16 protein-coding genes are annotated in these 15,618 nt (G+C 72.3%); 13 read left to right on the top strand and 3 right to left on the bottom strand.

Annotated elements, in window-relative coordinates; all coding sequences use genetic code 11:
* Window positions 1-11 precede the first annotated feature (11 nt).
* Entirely contained in the window at window positions 12-1,163 is a 1,152-nt protein-coding gene (locus Q8A52_RS44345; protein ID WP_316763306.1) for an NADH-quinone oxidoreductase subunit D, read from the top strand.
* A gap of 57 nt (window positions 1,164-1,220) precedes the next feature.
* Here the strand turns inward: Q8A52_RS44345 and Q8A52_RS44340 are convergent, their stop codons facing one another.
* Window positions 1,221-2,255: an SAM-dependent methyltransferase gene (locus Q8A52_RS44340; RefSeq protein ID WP_316763302.1), complete on the bottom strand. Its 1,035-nt coding sequence runs from the start codon at window positions 2,253-2,255 to the stop codon at window positions 1,221-1,223.
* 118 nt (window positions 2,256-2,373) lie between these two features.
* Here Q8A52_RS44340 and Q8A52_RS44335 point away from each other — a divergent pair, with 118 nt between their 5' ends.
* The 3 genes from Q8A52_RS44335 (at window position 2,374) to Q8A52_RS44325 (ending at window position 5,095) form a co-directional block, all read left to right on the top strand.
* On the top strand, window positions 2,374-3,579 hold the full coding sequence (locus tag Q8A52_RS44335; RefSeq protein ID WP_316763301.1) for a sensor histidine kinase: 1,206 nt from the start codon (window positions 2,374-2,376) through the stop codon (window positions 3,577-3,579).
* Between the two features lie 136 nt (window positions 3,580-3,715).
* Window positions 3,716-4,387, top strand: coding sequence for a response regulator transcription factor (locus tag Q8A52_RS44330; RefSeq protein WP_316763298.1), 672 nt, complete (start codon window positions 3,716-3,718; stop codon window positions 4,385-4,387).
* Window positions 4,388-4,462: 75 nt separating this feature from the next.
* Entirely contained in the window at window positions 4,463-5,095 is a 633-nt protein-coding gene (locus tag Q8A52_RS44325; protein WP_316763296.1) for an AAA family ATPase, read from the top strand.
* Between the two features lie 12 nt (window positions 5,096-5,107).
* Here Q8A52_RS44325 and Q8A52_RS44320 read toward each other — a convergent pair whose 3' ends face one another.
* Both Q8A52_RS44320 and Q8A52_RS44315 read right to left on the bottom strand, forming a co-directional pair.
* Window positions 5,108-6,214, bottom strand: a complete 1,107-nt coding sequence (locus Q8A52_RS44320; protein ID WP_316763293.1) for a DUF5937 family protein — start codon at window positions 6,212-6,214, stop codon at window positions 5,108-5,110.
* 120 nt (window positions 6,215-6,334) lie between these two features.
* The gene (locus tag Q8A52_RS44315; RefSeq protein ID WP_316763290.1) at window positions 6,335-7,507 is read right to left on the bottom strand and encodes a threonine aldolase family protein; all 1,173 of its coding nucleotides are present in this window, start codon (window positions 7,505-7,507) and stop codon (window positions 6,335-6,337) included.
* A 197-nt stretch (window positions 7,508-7,704) separates the two neighbouring features.
* Between Q8A52_RS44315 and Q8A52_RS44310 the strand changes: the two genes are divergently transcribed.
* The 9 genes from Q8A52_RS44310 (at window position 7,705) to Q8A52_RS44270 (ending at window position 15,536) form a co-directional block, all read left to right on the top strand.
* Complete coding sequence (locus tag Q8A52_RS44310) at window positions 7,705-8,625, top strand: Rossmann-like and DUF2520 domain-containing protein (protein WP_316763287.1); 921 nt, start codon at window positions 7,705-7,707, stop codon at window positions 8,623-8,625.
* 70 nt (window positions 8,626-8,695) lie between these two features.
* Window positions 8,696-9,697, top strand: a complete 1,002-nt coding sequence (gene panC, locus Q8A52_RS44305; RefSeq protein ID WP_316763284.1) for a pantoate--beta-alanine ligase — start codon at window positions 8,696-8,698, stop codon at window positions 9,695-9,697.
* Entirely contained in the window at window positions 9,694-11,415 is a 1,722-nt protein-coding gene (locus tag Q8A52_RS44300) for an L-aspartate oxidase (protein ID WP_316763282.1), read from the top strand. The genes panC and Q8A52_RS44300 overlap by 4 nt, the downstream gene beginning before the upstream one ends.
* A 5-nt stretch (window positions 11,416-11,420) precedes the next feature.
* Complete coding sequence (nadC, locus tag Q8A52_RS44295) at window positions 11,421-12,407, top strand: carboxylating nicotinate-nucleotide diphosphorylase (RefSeq protein WP_316763279.1); 987 nt, start codon at window positions 11,421-11,423, stop codon at window positions 12,405-12,407.
* 5 nt (window positions 12,408-12,412) lie between these two features.
* Complete coding sequence (locus Q8A52_RS44290; RefSeq protein WP_316763276.1) at window positions 12,413-13,210, top strand: type III pantothenate kinase; 798 nt, start codon at window positions 12,413-12,415, stop codon at window positions 13,208-13,210.
* Between the two features lie 293 nt (window positions 13,211-13,503).
* Entirely contained in the window at window positions 13,504-14,130 is a 627-nt protein-coding gene (locus tag Q8A52_RS44285) for a hypothetical protein (RefSeq protein WP_316763378.1), read from the top strand.
* Window positions 14,131-14,234: 104 nt separating this feature from the next.
* On the top strand, window positions 14,235-14,408 hold the full coding sequence (locus Q8A52_RS44280) for a hypothetical protein (protein ID WP_316763273.1): 174 nt from the start codon (window positions 14,235-14,237) through the stop codon (window positions 14,406-14,408).
* 189 nt (window positions 14,409-14,597) lie between these two features.
* Window positions 14,598-14,993, top strand: coding sequence for a BlaI/MecI/CopY family transcriptional regulator (locus Q8A52_RS44275; protein ID WP_408649359.1), 396 nt, complete (start codon window positions 14,598-14,600; stop codon window positions 14,991-14,993).
* A gap of 9 nt (window positions 14,994-15,002) precedes the next feature.
* Window positions 15,003-15,536 carry an amino-acid N-acetyltransferase gene (locus tag Q8A52_RS44270; RefSeq protein ID WP_316763268.1) on the top strand — a complete coding sequence of 178 codons (534 nt, stop codon included), beginning with the start codon at window positions 15,003-15,005 and terminating at the stop codon, window positions 15,534-15,536.
* The last annotated feature ends 82 nt before the right edge of the window (window positions 15,537-15,618 follow it).

Below are 15,618 nucleotides of genomic sequence, written 5' to 3'. Positions count from 1 at the left end.
AGACTGTGTCCATGACTCCTACGACGGAGACCACGGTCGGGATCGGCGGCGCCGCGGAGAGCACCGACATGGTGCTGAACATCGGTCCGCAGCACCCCTCCACGCACGGAGTGCTGCGGCTGCGGCTCGTGCTGGACGGCGAGCGCATCGTGCACGCGGAGCCGGTCATCGGCTATATGCACCGGGGCGCGGAGAAGCTCTTCGAAGCCCGCGACTACCGGCAGATCGTGATGCTCGCCAACCGCCACGACTGGCTCTCGGCGTTCTCGAACGAGCTGGGCGTGGTGCTCGCGGTGGAGCGGATGCTCGGCATGGAGGTGCCCGAGCGCGCGGTGTGGACGCGCACGCTGCTGGCAGAGCTGAACCGGGTGCTGAACCACCTGATGTTCCTCGGGTCCTATCCGCTGGAGCTGGGCGGCATCACCCCGGTCTTCTACGCGTTCCGGGAGCGCGAGGTCCTCCAGAACGTCATGGAGGAGGTCTCCGGCGGACGCATGCACTACATGTTCAACCGCGTCGGCGGTCTGAAGGAGGACCTGCCGGCCGGATGGGCCGCACGCGCGCGTGCGGCCGTCGCCGCCGTGCGCTCGCGCATGGACGTCTTCGACGACCTGGTGCTCGGCAACGAGATCTTCCGGGGGCGTACGAGGGGCGTGGGTGAGCTCACGTCGGAGATCGTGCACGCGTACGGCGTGAGCGGCCCCATCGCGCGTGCCTCGGGCGTCGACTTCGACCTGCGGCGCGACGAGCCCTACCTCGCGTACGGAGAGCTCCAGGACACCCTGGAGGTGGTGACCCGGAGCGAGGGCGACTGCCTGGCCCGCTTCGAGTGCCTCCTGGCGCAGACCCACAACGCCCTGGACCTGGCCGACGCCTGCCTCGACCGGCTCACCGAGCTGCCGCCCGGCCCGATCAACCAGCGGCTCCCGAAGGTCCTGAAGGCGCCCGAGGGCCATACCTACGCCTGGACCGAGAACCCGCTCGGCATCAACGGCTACTACCTGGTCAGCAAGGGTGAGAAGACCCCGTACCGGCTGAAGCTGCGCTCGGCCTCGTACAACAACATCCAGGCCCTGACCGAGCTGCTGCCGGGAACGCTGGTCGCCGACATGGTGGCGATCCTGGGGTCGATGTTCTTCGTGGTCGGGGACATCGACAAGTAGTCCGCCGGCAAGCACGGCGTCCGCCGCGCGGGCCGCCCCAGAGCGGTGCGGCCCGCCCTAGAGCGGTGCGTCCGGAATTCCAACCGGCTGGAGCAGCCAGCCGAAGTCGCCGAGTCCGCCCGGCGCGGTGAGCTCGGCGGCCTCGCCGGCGCTCGCGAGGGCGCGCACGTAGGCCGCGGGGTCGGTGGAGGCCAGCGCGAGCGGGGGGCGTGCGCCTGCGATGCCCAGGGTGTGCAATGCCTCGCGTTGCGTGAGCAGGCGCGCGCCGGGGAGCGCGCGCGCCGTGTGGAGCGCGGCGCAGGCATCCAGCGCCACATGTGCCGTGATGTCGCACGTCCCGTCCGGCACGGGCGCCGTCTCTCGCCCCTCCCGGAAGCCGGTGAGCGTCCCGAACGGGGGGCGTGCGTCCACCGTGTGCGCGTAGTCCACCGCCACCGCGAGCCCCCGCGCGACACGCGAGAGGGCCGACGCCCAGGCGGTGTCCCGGGGAAGCCCGATCTCCGCGCGCAGCCCCTCCTCGGCCGACAGCGGCCACCATCGCGCGAGCCACTGAGCCTCCGCCTCCGCCAGGGGCTCCCCAAGCCGCTCGGCCCCGTCCTCCCGTACGAGCACCAGGCGCGGGACGCCCGTGGAGTCCACCTCCGCGACCTCCACGGGCACGTTGTCCAGCCACTCATTGGCGAAGAGCAGCCCGGTGATCCCCTCCGGGGGTTCGCTCAGCCAGATGATCCGCCGGTCGAGGCCTTCGGGGCGGTCGGCGACCTCGACGGCGTATCCGCGCGCGCGGGCGGATACGCCGTCGGGCAGCGCGGCGAGCACGCCCGAGACCAGCTCGCCCCGCCCGGCACCCATGTCGACGAAGTCCAGCGTTCCGGGCCGCCCCAGCGCCTCGTCGACCCGGCACAGCAGCCCCGCCACGGCCTCGGCGAACAGCGGCGAGGCGTGCACCGACGTACGGAAGTGCCCGGCCGGGCCCTCGGGGCGCCGGTAGAAGCCGGCGGGCCCGTACAGGGCCGTCTCGGCCGCGGCCCGCCAGCCACGCCAGGCGCCCGCAGCCCCGCCTGCCGTTTCGTCCGCCGTTTCGTCGGTCACCGGAACAGACTAGGCGCACAGATGATCACTGCCTCCACCTTGCGGAGTATGCGCGTCGGGCCCGGATCGGTCCTCCGGTTGACCCCTGCACACATCTCGCTTCCCTACTCTGGGTTACGTGCAGCGCCTCTATGACTTCCTCCGCAGGCACCCGACGTGGGTCGACACCTTCTGGGCCGTCGTCCTCTTCGGGATCTCCGGCGTGAGCGTGACCAGCGTCAACGGGGCCCCGGACCACCATGGATCGGTAGCCGCGGGACTCGCGGCGTCCGCCGTGCTGTGCGTCGTCGTCGCGCTGCGCCGCCGCTTCCCGGAGCCGATGCTGCTCCTGGCCGCCGCCACCGGACTGGCGCAGCTGGTCCTGGACATCGAGACGACCGTCGCCGACTTCGCCATGCTGGTGATCACTTACACGGTGGCCACCGTCGGGGCGCGCTGGGCCTCCCGCTTCGCCCTGACCATCAGCCTGTGCGCGGCCCCCCTGGCACAGATCCGCTGGCCCGCCGCGGAGGCGAGCCTCCTGAGCAAGGTCGCGATAGCGGTGTTCCAGACGGTGCCGTTCGCCCTCGCCTGGGTGCTGGGCGACTCGATGCGCACCCGCCGTGCCTACTTCGAGCAGCTGGAGGAGCGCGCCGCCCGGCTGGAGAAGGAGCGCGAGGCACAGGCCAAGGTCGCGGTCGCCGCCGAGCGCGCCCGGATCGCGCGCGAGCTGCACGACGTGGTCGCGCACAACGTGTCGGTGATGGTGGTGCAGGCCGATGGCGCCGCCTACGTCCTCGACGCCGCGCCCGACCAGGCGAAGAAGGCCCTGGAGACGATCTCCTCCACCGGCCGCCAGGCCCTCGCCGAGATGCGCCGCCTGCTGGGCGTCCTGCGCACCGGTGAGCACCAGGAGGTCGGTGAGTACGTCCCGCAGCCCGACGTCGAGCAGATCGACGACCTCGTGGAGCAGTGCCGCAGCTCCGGCCTGCCCGTCGACTTCAAGGTCGAGGGCACCCCGCGCCCGCTGCCCAGCGGCGTCGAGCTCACGGCGTACCGCATCGTGCAGGAGGCGCTGACCAACACCCGCAAGCACGGCGGGCCGAACGCGGGTGCCAGTGTGCGCCTGGTCTACTTCGACGACGGACTGGGCCTGCTCGTCGAGGACGACGGCAAGGGCGCCCCGCACGAGCTGTACGAGGAGGGCGGTGCCGACGGCCAGGGCCACGGCCTGATCGGCATGCGCGAGCGGGTCGGCATGGTGGGCGGCACCCTCGACGCGGGACCGCGTCCCGGGGGAGGCTTCCGTATCAGCGTCCTGCTCCCGCTCAAGCCGGCGCACTGACGCAGCAGAGCACCACCCCCTGTTGACGCCTGTCACGCCCACGCAGACGCACAAAGCAGACCCACAAGCAGACCCACAAGCAGACCCACAGACAGACCGGCAAGCAGTCGGAAAGACGGAAACGGAAGAGGCCCCGATGACGATCCGCGTGATGCTCGTCGACGACCAGGTGCTGCTGCGCACCGGTTTCCGGATGGTGCTCGCCGCCCAGCCGGACATGGAGGTCGTCGCGGAGGCGGGCGACGGCGTCGAGGCCCTGCAGGTGCTGCGCTCCACCCCCGTCGACGTGGTGCTGATGGACGTCCGCATGCCGAAGCTGGACGGCGTGGAGACCACCCGCCGCGTCTGCTGCGAGCCCGACCCGCCGAAGGTGCTGATCCTGACCACCTTCGACCTCGACGAGTACGCCTTCTCCGGGCTGAAGGCGGGCGCCTCCGGCTTCATGCTCAAGGACGTGCCGCCCGGTGAACTGCTGACCGCGATCCGCGCCGTGCACAGCGGCGACGCCGTCGTCGCCCCCTCCACCACCCGCCGCCTGCTCGACCGCTTCGCCCCGATGCTGCCCGCCACCGGCCGGGAACCCCGGCACAAGGACCTGGAGCGGCTCACCGACCGTGAGCGCGAGGTCATGGTGCTGGTGGCGCAGGGTCTGTCGAACGGCGAGATCGCGGCCCGGCTGGTGCTGTCCGAAGCGACGGTGAAGACCCACGTGGGCCGCATCCTGACCAAGCTGGGGCTGCGGGACCGGGTGCAGGTGGTGGTCCTGGCGTACGAGACGGGGCTGGTACGGGCCGGCGGGCACGGTTGAGTCCATGGGCGGTGACTCCTGGACGACTCCCGGAAAGGTGACTCCCGCGTGCCCGGCGCGCACTAGGGTCTGCGCATGCTCCTGTGGATCAACGGCCCCTTCGGGGGCGGCAAGACACAGACCGCACACGAGATCCAGCGTCGGCTTCCGGGCAGCGTGATCTGCGATCCGGAGCACGCCGGCTTCGGCCTGCACCGCACGCTCCCGCCCGAACTGCGCGGAGACTTCCGGGACTTGACCTCCTGGCGGCAGGGCGTCGTCGAGGTCCTCGACCTCGCCCTCGCCAAGCGCGACGGCGCGGTGATCGCCCCCATGACGGTCACCGACCCCGGCTGTTTCGAGGAGACGGTCGGCCGGCTGCGCGAACTCGGCCACGACGTACGCCACTTCACGCTCCTCGCCCAGCGCGAGACGGTCCTGAGGCGGCTGCGCGAGCGCGGCTTCGGGCACCTCCTGCGCCATGTCGCCGGGAAGAACGCCGGTCTGCGCCGGGAGAGCTGGGCCGTGCGGCAGCTCGACCACTGCCTGGAGCGGCTGCGCGAGCCGGAGTTCGCCGAGCACCTGTGGACCGACCACTCGACCGTGCCCAAGACCGCGGACCGGATCGCTGTCCTGGCCGGGCTGACCCTCAGGCCCAACACCGAGGGAGCGCTGCGGACCCGGCTCAGGCAGGCCGGGGTCGGTGTGAAGCACATCCGCTTCGACTGACCGGCTGCCCGGCTATCTGAGGATCCCTTCCAGGAAGTCGCTGCCGAGCCGCGCCACCACCGACACGTCCAGCTGGTGCAGGACGTACCGCCCGCGGCGCCGGGTCGTGATCAGGCCCGCCTTCTTGAGGACGCTCAGGTGCCGGGATATCTCGGGGGCGGTCACGCCATGGACCTGGGCCAGCTCGCTCGTGGTGTACGCGCTGCGGGCGAGATTGCGGCAGATGCGCATGCGGACGGGGTGGGACAGGGCGGTCATCCGCAGGGTGAGCTGCTCGACGGAGGGCGGGGCGGCGAGTTCGGGGGAGCCGACCGGGTAGTGCAGGACCGGCTGCCACGCGTACCGGTGCAGCACCATCAGGTGGGGCCAGCCCAGGCTCGTCGGTACGAGCAGGAGGCCGCCGTCCGCCGTGGCCGTACGCCCCTCGCCCAGCTTGTCGACCGTGATCCGGCCTTCCGCCTCGTCCAGGGTCACGACCGGGGACACCGACGCCAGCGCCTCCGCCAGGCCCTTGCGGCGCAGCAGCTCCGTCTTGTGCCGGGCGTCCGCCGTGAGCTGGTGGCGCAGCCGGGACCAGGTCTCTGCGAAGAACGCCTCGTCGCAGTCCTCCAGGAACTGCCGTAGCCAGCCCCGGATCCGGGGCGGGTCGGCCAGCAGCCGCTCGGCGAAGCGCATCTGCTGCGGCCCCCGTGCGGCGGCCAGCTCCACGGCGCGTCGGCGCAGCTCGGCGTCGGCGAGCGGGCCGGGGCCCGGCAGGCCGTAGGGAAGCGCGCAGGTGAACTCCAGCGCCGCGTCCACGAACTGCTCGTCGGTCAGCTTGTCCAGCAGGTCGAGCTCCTCGGCGAGCGTGGCGCCCGGGAGCTCGGACCCGCCCGGGATGCCCGCGAACGGCAGGAACAGATCGGAGAACGTCGTCCGCCACAGGAAGTCGGCCTCGCACATCCGGTCGGCCAGATGCGAGTCGAGCCGGGCGGTCACGCTCGTGACCCAGCCCTGCAGCCCCGGGTGGTGCCCCGGCTCGGACAGCGCGTGCAGCGCCATGCCGAGCTCGGCCAGGGGCGAGGGCACGACGGCGACCCTCTCCGGCCGCAGCCCCGCGATGTCGATGCGCACGCTCATGCCCCCATGGTGCACGCCGCCACTGACAAGCCCGTCCCCGATTGACGGCGGCCGTCAATCGGGGACTTCCCGCCCCGAGCGGCGCGGCCTGGCCGGTGGCTTCGCCCGCGCTCCCTGTGGCTAGGCCTTCTCCGACAGCCTGGTCACGAAGTCCGCGACGGCTGCCCGTACGTCGGCCGCCGTCCACTCCAGGCCCGCGGAGCGAACCGTGACCTCGGTGACGGCCAGGCCGGGGCCGCCCGGCTGCCAGCCGTTGCAGAACAGGAGCGTCCCGGTCTCCTCGGCCTGGCGCACCGCCGCCTCCGCCACCACCTCGGGGTCGTACGGCAGCCACACCTGGAACTCGTGGGTGTGCGGCTCCTCGGGGTTCACCCGCGCCCACGGCGCCCCGGCCTCCGTGAACCCCTCGCGCAGCGCGGCGGCCACCACGCGCGCGTGGCGCACATAGTCCGGCAGCCGGGGCAGCTCCCGCTCCAGTCCGGCGAACGCCGACAGCACCGTGGGGAACTGCTGGAAGATCATGCCGCCGTACCGGTGCCGCCAGGTCTTCGCCTCCTCCACCAGTGTCTTCGGACCGGCGAGCGCGGCTCCGCCGAAGCCGTCGAGGGACTTGTAGAACGAGACGTAGACGCTGTCCGTGAGGCCCGCGATCTCATCCAGGGAGCGGTCGAAGTGGACGGTGGCCTCCCACAGGCGCGCGCCGTCGAAGTGCACCACCGCGTCGCGCTCACGGGCGGCCGCCACGACCTCGGTGAGCTCCCCCCACGAAGGAAGCACGAAACCGGCGTCCCTGAGGGGCAGTTCCAGCATCAGCGTCCCGAAGGGCTCCGGGAAGTCGCGTATCTCCTCGGCGGTGGGGAGCCGGGGCGCATCGGTCACACGGACCGGGCGCAACCCGCTGACCTGGCTGAACGCATTCCGCTCGTGCACTTCGGGGTGGGCCAGCGCATGCAGGGCCACCGTGGGGTTGCCGGTGCGGCCCGCCCAGCAGCGCAGGGCCACCTGCTGGGCCATCGTGCCGGTCGGGAAGAACGCGGCCGCCTCCGTGCCCAGCAGCGCGGCGACCCGTTCCTCCAGGGACGCGACGATCCGGTCGCCGTACACGTCCGCCGGTTCGTCCAGGTCGTACACCTCGGGCGCCGTCTCCTGCAGCAGCGCGAGCCGTTCGCGGATCGTGCCCCGCCAGCCCGCGCGCGACAGGACGCGCTCGGCCTTCCGGTGGGCGGTCATCCGCCGCTCCCGCAACCGCTCCTGTGCCGAGCGCTCTTCGCCCTGCTCTCCCGTATCAGTCATGCGCCGGATCATGCCCTGTCGGCTTCCGCGCGGGCAGCCGGATTTACGCCGGGTGAGGTGCCGCCCGGGCCCGGCGCGCGGACGTGTGGAAACCCACAGCCTGTGGACAACGCGATCGGCCCTCGAGCCGATAGCGTTAACATGACGAGAAATCGTCCGGTACCCAGAGCGGACTGGAACGGGAAGGCCACCGTCGCGTGAGTACAGACCAGCAGCCAGACCTCAAGGACCGACCCGCGCGGCTCACCGTCGGCGTCGTCGGCGCCGGCCGCGTGGGCCCCGCGCTGGCCGCGTCCCTCCAGCTCGCCGGGCACCGCCCGGTGGCCGTCTCGGCGGTCTCCGACGCCTCCCGCCGCCGTGCCGCACTGATGCTCCCCGACGTCCCGGTCGTCCCGCCCGCCGAGGTGCTCCAGCGCGCCGACCTGGTGCTGCTCACGGTCCCCGACGACACCCTGCCCGGCCTGGCGGCGGGCCTCGCCGAGACCGGCGCGGTACGGCCCGGCCAGCTGCTCGTGCACACCTCCGGGCGGTACGGCGCGAAGGTCCTGGACCCCGCTCTGCGCGCGGGCGCGCTGCCGCTGGCCCTGCACCCCGCGATGACCTTCACCGGCACCCCGCTGGACGTCCAGCGGCTCGCCGGATGCTCCTTCGGCGTCACCGCCCCCGAGGAACTGAGGCTGGCCGCCGAGGCCCTCGTCATCGAGATGGGTGGCGAGCCCGAGTGGATCGCCGAGGAGAACCGCCCGCTCTACCACGCGGCCCTCGCCCTCGGCTCCAACCACCTGGTGACCCTGGTCGCCCAGTCCATGGAGCTGCTGCGCACCGCCGGCGTCGAGGCTCCGGACCGGATGCTCGGCCCGCTGCTCGGCGCCGCCCTGGACAACGCCCTGCGCTCCGGCGACGCGGCGCTGACCGGGCCGGTCGCGCGCGGCGACGCCGGCACGGTCGCCGCACATGTCGCCGAGCTGCGCAGGCACTCCCCGCAGACCGTCGCGGGTTACCTGGCGATGGCCCGCGCGACCGCCGACCGCGCGCTCGCGCACGGGCTGCTGAAGCCGGAACTCGCGGAGGACCTCCTCGGGGTGCTCGCCGGCCGGACCGAGGGGGACGCCCGATGAGCCGGGCCGGGTCCCCTACCGCGAGGGAGGGCCGCCCGACGACGCGCGTGCCCCGGAACGGAGACTTCCGATGACCACCGCCCTGCTGAGCACCGCCGACGAGTTGCACGCGCGTGTGCGACGCGGTCGCCGTGCCGTGGTGATGACCATGGGGGCCCTGCACGAGGGTCACGCCACGCTCATCCGCAGCGCGCGCGAGATCGCCGGGCCGGACGGCGAGGTCGTCGTCACCGTCTTCGTCAACCCGCTGCAGTTCGGCGCGGGAGAGGACCTCGACCGCTACCCGCGCACCCTGGAAGCCGACCTGAAGACCGCCGAACAGTCGGGCGCGGACGCCGTGTTCGCCCCCTCCGCAGACGAGGTCTACCCCGGCGGCGAACCCCAGGTACGCATCACCGCGGGCCCCATGGGCGAGCGCCTGGAGGGCTCCTCGCGGCCCGGGCACTTCGACGGCATGCTCACCGTGGTCGCCAAGCTGCTCCACCTCACCCGCCCCGACGTGGCCCTCTTCGGCCAGAAGGACGCCCAGCAGCTGGCCCTGATCCGCCGCATGGTGCGGGACCTGAACTTCGGCGTCGAGATCGTCGCCGTACCGACCGTGCGCGAGGAGGACGGCCTCGCCCTGTCGAGCCGCAACCGGTATCTCTCGCCCCAGGAGCGGCACACGGCCCTCGCCCTGTCCCAGGCCCTGTTCGCCGGCCGTGACCGGCACGCCGCGCAGGAGGCGCTGCGCGCGCGGGCCCTCGAAGTGCCCTCCACGCGCGCGCGTGCCGAGGCGCTCAGCGCCATAGGGGAGTCCCGCGCGGCCGCCGACGCGCACGCCGTCGCCAAGGCCGTGCCCGGGGCCGCCGCGGCCGTCCGGGCCGCCGCCCGCCTGGTCCTGGACGAGGCCGCCCGCCTCGACCCGCCGCTCGAACTGGACTACCTCGCCCTGGTCGACCCGTCCGACTTCACCGACATCGGTGACGACTTCACCGGCGAAGCCGTCCTCGCCGTCGCCGCCCGGGTCGGGACGACCCGGCTGATCGACAACCTCCCCCTCACCTTCGGAACCTTCGGAGCCGCCTCGTGACCAGCACAGGCATACGACTGCACGCGCCCGCCCCCGGGTGGTCCATCTCCGCGGACGTGGTGGTCGTCGGCTCCGGGGTCGCCGGCCTCACCGCGGCCCTGCGCTGCGAGGCCGCCGGCCTGAAGACCGTCGTGGTCACCAAGGCGCGGCTCGACGACGGCTCCACGCGCTGGGCGCAGGGCGGCATCGCCGCGGCCCTCGGCGAGGGTGACACCCCCGAACAGCACCTGGACGACACCCTGGTCGCGGGCGCGGGCCTGTGCGACGAGGACGCCGTACGGATCCTCGTCACGGAGGGGCCCGACGCGGTACGGCGGCTCATCGACACCGGCGCGCACTTCGACGAGTCCTCCGAAGGAAGGCTGGAACTCACCCGCGAGGGCGGCCACCACCGCCGCCGTATCGCACACGCCGGCGGCGACGCCACCGGCGCGGAGATCTCCCGCGCCCTCGTCGAGGCCGTACGCGCGCGTGGCCTCCGTACGATCGAGAACGCGCTGGTCCTGGACCTTCTGACGGACGCGGACGGCCGTACCGCGGGCGTCAGCCTGCACGTCATGGGTGAGGGCCAGCACGACGGCGTGGGCGCCGTGCACGCCCCCGCCGTGGTCCTCGCGACCGGCGGCATGGGACAGGTCTTCTCGGCGACCACCAACCCGTCCGTGTCCACGGGCGACGGCGTGGCCCTCGCGCTCCGCGCCGGCGCGGAGGTCTCCGACCTGGAGTTCGTGCAGTTCCACCCGACCGTGCTGTTCCTCGGCCCCGACGCGGAGGGCCAGCAGCCGCTGGTCTCCGAGGCGGTGCGCGGCGAGGGCGCCCACCTGGTCGACGCCGACGGAGTGCGCTTCATGGTCGGCCGGCACGAACTGGCCGAGCTCGCGCCCCGGGACATCGTCGCCAAGGGCATCATGCGGCGCATGCAGGAGCACGACGCCGAGCACATGTTCCTCGACGCCCGGCACTTCGGCACCGACATGTGGGAGCACCGCTTCCCGACGATCCTGGCCGCCTGCCGCGCCAACGGCATCGACCCGGTCACCGAGCCCATCCCGATCGCCCCGGCCGCCCACTACGCCTCCGGCGGCGTGCGCACCGACGCCCGGGGCCGCACGACCGTCCCGGGCCTGTACGCGTGCGGCGAGGTCGCCTGCACCGGTGTGCACGGCGCGAACCGGCTCGCCTCCAACTCCCTCCTGGAAGGGCTCGTCTACGCCGAGCGGATCGCCGCCGACATCGCGGCGAGCCACGCGGGCAACGGGCTGCACGCGCGCGTGCCCGAGCCGGTCGAGCACCCCGAGACCCCCGCCCACCCGCTCCTCGCCTCCGAGGCCCGGTTCGCGATCCAGCGGATCATGACCGAGGGCGCGGGCGTCCTGCGCTCGGACGAGTCCCTCGCCAAGGCCGCCGACCAGCTCCAGCAGCTGCACACCGAGGCCCGCGACGCCCTCGACGAGAACGGCAAGACCGCCGAGCCGGGCGTCGACACCTGGGAGGCCACCAACCTCATGTGCGTGGCCCGCGTCCTGGTCGCCGCCGCGCGGCTGCGTGAGGAGACCCGCGGCTGCCACTGGCGCGAGGACCGCGCCGACCGCGACGACGCCGGCTGGCGGCGCCACATCGTCGTACGGCTGAATCCGGACCGCACGTTGGCCGCACGCACCACCGACACCGCAGACTTCCCCCCTACCCAGCACCACCCGCGTCCCCAGGAGCAGTGACAGAAGTGAGCACCGACGACCTTCCCCTCGCCCCCGCCGGCGGCTGCGGCGACGGCTGCGCCTGCGGCGCCGAGGGTGCCGAAGAAGACGACGCGTACCTGGAGTGCGGGCTCGACCCCGCGCTCGCGCAGCTCCTGGCCGACGCCGGACTCGACCCGGTGGAGGTCGAGGACATCGCCAACGTGGCCATCCAGGAGGACCTCGCCCACGGCGTGGACGTGACGACCGTCGCGACCATCCCCGAGGACTCCGTGGCCACCGGCGACTTCACCGCGCGCGAGGCGGGCGTGGTGGCCGGCCTGCGGGTCGCCGAGGCCGTGCTCTCCGTGGTCTGCACGGACGAGTTCGAGGTCGAGCGGCACGTCGAGGACGGCGACCGGGTGGAGGCCGGGCAGAAGCTCCTGTCGGTCACCACGCGCACCCGTGACCTGCTGACCGGTGAGCGCAGCGCGCTCAACCTGCTGTGCCGTCTGTCGGGCATCGCGAGTGCCACGCGCGCGTGGGCGGACGTCCTTGAGGGCACGAAGGCCCGGGTGCGCGACACCCGTAAGACGACGCCGGGCCTCAGGTCGCTGGAGAAGTTCGCGGTGCGCTGCGGCGGCGGCGTCAACCACCGCATGTCGCTGTCCGACGCGGCCCTGGTGAAGGACAACCACGTGGTCGCCGCGGGCGGCGTCCGCCAGGCCTTCGAGGCCGTGCGCGCGGCCTTCCCGGACGTGCCGATCGAGGTCGAGGTCGACACCCTGCACCAGCTGCGCGAGGTCGTCGACGCGGGCGCCGACCTGATCCTGCTCGACAACTTCACGCCCCTGGAGTGCGAGGAGGCGGTGGCGATCGTCGACGGCCGGGCGATGCTGGAGGCCTCGGGCCGGCTCACGCTGGAGAACGCCAAGGCGTACGCGGACACCGGCGTGGACTACCTGGCCGTCGGGGCCCTGACCCACTCCTCGCCGATCCTGGACATCGGCCTGGACCTGCGCGAGGCGGAGTAACGGCCATGCTCCTCACGATCGACGTGGGCAACACCCAGACCGTTCTCGGCCTGTTCGACGGCGACGACATCGTCGAGCACTGGCGGATCTCCACGGACCCGCGCCGCACGGCGGACGAGATGGCGGTGCTGCTGCAGGGCCTGATGGGCATGCACCCGCTCCTCGGCGACGACCTCGGGGACGGCATCGACGGCATCGCGATCTGCGCGACCGTGCCGTCGGTGCTGCACGAGCTGCGCGAGGTGACCCGGCGCTACTACGGCGACGTGCCCGCGGTGCTGGTGGAGCCCGGCGTGAAGACCGGCGTGCCGATCCTCACCGACAACCCCAAGGAAGTCGGCGCGGACCGCATCATCAACGCGGTGGCGGCCGTCGAGCTGTACGGGGGCCCGGCGATCGTCGTGGACTTCGGTACGGCGACGACGTTCGACGCGGTGTCCGCGCGCGGGGAGTACGTCGGCGGTGTCATCGCGCCCGGCATCGAGATCTCCGTCGAGGCGCTCGGCGTCAGGGGCGCGCAGCTGCGCAAGATCGAGGTCGCCCGGCCCCGGAGCGTGATCGGCAAGAACACGGTCGAGGCCATGCAGGCGGGCATCGTCTACGGGTTCGCCGGGCAGGTCGACGGCGTGGTGAGCCGGATGTCCCGGGAGCTGGCCGGCGAGCCAGAGGACGTGACGGTGATCGCGACCGGCGGCCTGGCGCCGATGGTCCTCGGAGAGTCGTCCGTCATCGACGAACACGAGCCGTGGCTGACCCTGATCGGGCTGCGCCTGGTGTACGAGCGGAACGTCTCGCGGATGTGAGCCGGGCACCGGCCCACTGCGGTGCCGGGCCTTTGTGCCGGCAGGCGCCGACGCGGGCGCGGTCTGTTCGGCGCGGTCTCGTGCCCGTGCCTTGCGCGCGTCGGGCGGGTGCCTCTCCGCGGGCCCTGCTCCTGCCGCGACGGCGTCCGTGCGGACGTCCGGGTCGGACCGGCAGGTCGTGGCACCGGCCAGCCGGGTGGCTTGTGGGCGCCACGCCCGCTCTTCTGTGTCGGGTTTGTCTGATTAGTGCGTATCTTCGGTGCATGCCCACGCCATACGGATCCCGCGGCGGCATGGTGTTCGGTGTGGCGGAGCTGCGTGTGCTCCGCCGCGCTCTCGCCCTCGCCCTTCACCCCGGTCCCACCTCGGCAGAGGACGTGCAGGACTGTCTGAGCCTCGCCGATTCGCTCGACGAGGCGATGCGGGAAGGCGCCCGGCTGCGCGCCTTCCTGGTGGCCGACCTCGCCCGGTACCGCGCCGCCCTGCCCGGGACCGCCACCGGGTACTTCACGCTTCTGGAGGAGGCGCTGGAGACCGGGTACCGGCCCGTCGGGGACGACCTCGCCGCACTGCGTGCGCTGAGCGGGAATCCGGCCGCCGCGGCCCTCCTGGAGCGCTGTGAGGGGCCTGTGCGCGGCGCGGGCCGAGGGGCCGGGCTTCCGAGCGTGCCCGCCTGCCGTACGCCCGCACAGGGCCGTACACGGCTGATGGCCCTTCCCGGGGGCGCGAGCGAGGAGCAGGGCAAGAAGCCCGCGGAAAAGCCCGCCGAGCGCCCCGCGGAGCGTCCGGGGCCCGAGCCCGAAGAGCCCGCCGCCCCGAAGCCGTCGCGGCCCATTCCGACCCCGGGAGAGGTCTTCCCGCGCCGGAAGCCGTCCCAGCCGCCCGCCGATCCACCGCGGCACCGGCTCGCGGCGGGCTGAAGGGCGCGGCGGAGGGGCAGGGCGAAGGGGCGGGGCGACCTGCCGAAACAGGGATGGGTCCACCCCAACCCGGCCGATCGTCCCCCCGTGGCTACCCTGGACGCATGGACTACGTCTCCGCGCTCGTGCCCCCGGTCGTCATGGCCGTGTTCTTCATCGGTCTGGTCCGTGTGATCGTGAAGACCCAGGGCGGGGCCGCCAAGGCCAAGGAGGACGCCGTCGTCGACGCCATCGCGCGCGCGGAGGGTGCGAAGGCCTCCGCCGGCACCGACGCCTGACGGTCACCGACGGGCGTTCGACGACGCCCGGAGCCAGGGCGTACGACTCCCGGCATGCGCACTTCGAGTCGTGCGCCCCTTTTGTTCGTGTTTGTCGCCGAAAGTGCACGTCCGGCACGCCATTGTCGGGATCTCCCACTATTGTTCTGAGCTGTGCCTCGCCCATTGGGAGAACTCGAAGACGCGGTCATGACGCGGGTGTGGAAGTGGAACCGCCCGGTGACCGTTCGAGAAGTCCTTGAAGACCTTCAGCAGGAACGGTCCATCGCGTACACCACGGTGATGACCGTTTTGGACAATCTCCATCAGAAGGGCTGGGTGCGCCGCGAGGCGGAAGGCCGGGCCTATCGATATGAGGCCGTCTCCACACGAGCCGCGTACGCAGCCGCCCTGATGAACGACGCCTGGTCGCAGAGCGACAACCCGGCCGCCGCTCTCGTCGCCTTCTTCGGGATGATGAGCGACGAACAGCGACAGGCCCTCAGGGACGCGGTGCGGATCGTCCAGGGCCCGGAAACCATGGATACCTCCACCGATACCGGCGACGAGAACCCCGGCTCCCCTCAGGACGGCGGCGGGCGATAGCGTCCGCTCATGTCAGCAGAGCGTCCCGAAGTCACCGCTAAAGCCATCACGGTCCGGCGGGCCCGGACCAGCGATGTGCCGGCCGTACGCCGCCTCCTCGACGTGTACGTCCGTGACCGCATCCTGCTCGACAAAGCGACCGTCACGCTTTACGAGGACATCCAGGAGTTCTGGGTCGCGGAACGGGACGACAACGCCGAGGTGGTCGGCTGCGGCGCACTGCACGTGATGTGGGAAGACCTCGCGGAAGTCCGCACTCTCGCGGTGAAGCCGGGCCTGAAGGGCGCCGGTGTCGGCCATCAGTTGCTGGAGAAGTTGCTGCACACCGCGCGCTGGCTCGGCGTTCGCCGCGTTTTCTGTCTGACCTTCGAAGTCGACTTCTTCGGGAAGCACGGCTTCGTGGAGATCGGCGAGACGCCGGTCGACACCGATGTCTACACGGAGCTGTTGCGTTCCTATGACGAGGGTGTCGCGGAGTTCCTCGGTCTCGAACGAGTGAAACCGAACACCTTGGGCAACAGCCGGATGCTTCTGCATCTGTGATCGCCGCGCTTGGTCGGTATTCCGGCCCTCCGGCCATGCCCAGGTTCCCTATGTCCGAAACGCGCATGTTTCCGGGGTAGGG

Source organism: Streptomyces herbicida (genome assembly GCF_032656585.1).
Lineage (GTDB): Bacteria > Actinomycetota > Actinomycetes > Streptomycetales > Streptomycetaceae > Streptomyces > Streptomyces herbicida.
This window is presented reverse-complemented; position numbering and strand designations above follow the sequence as displayed.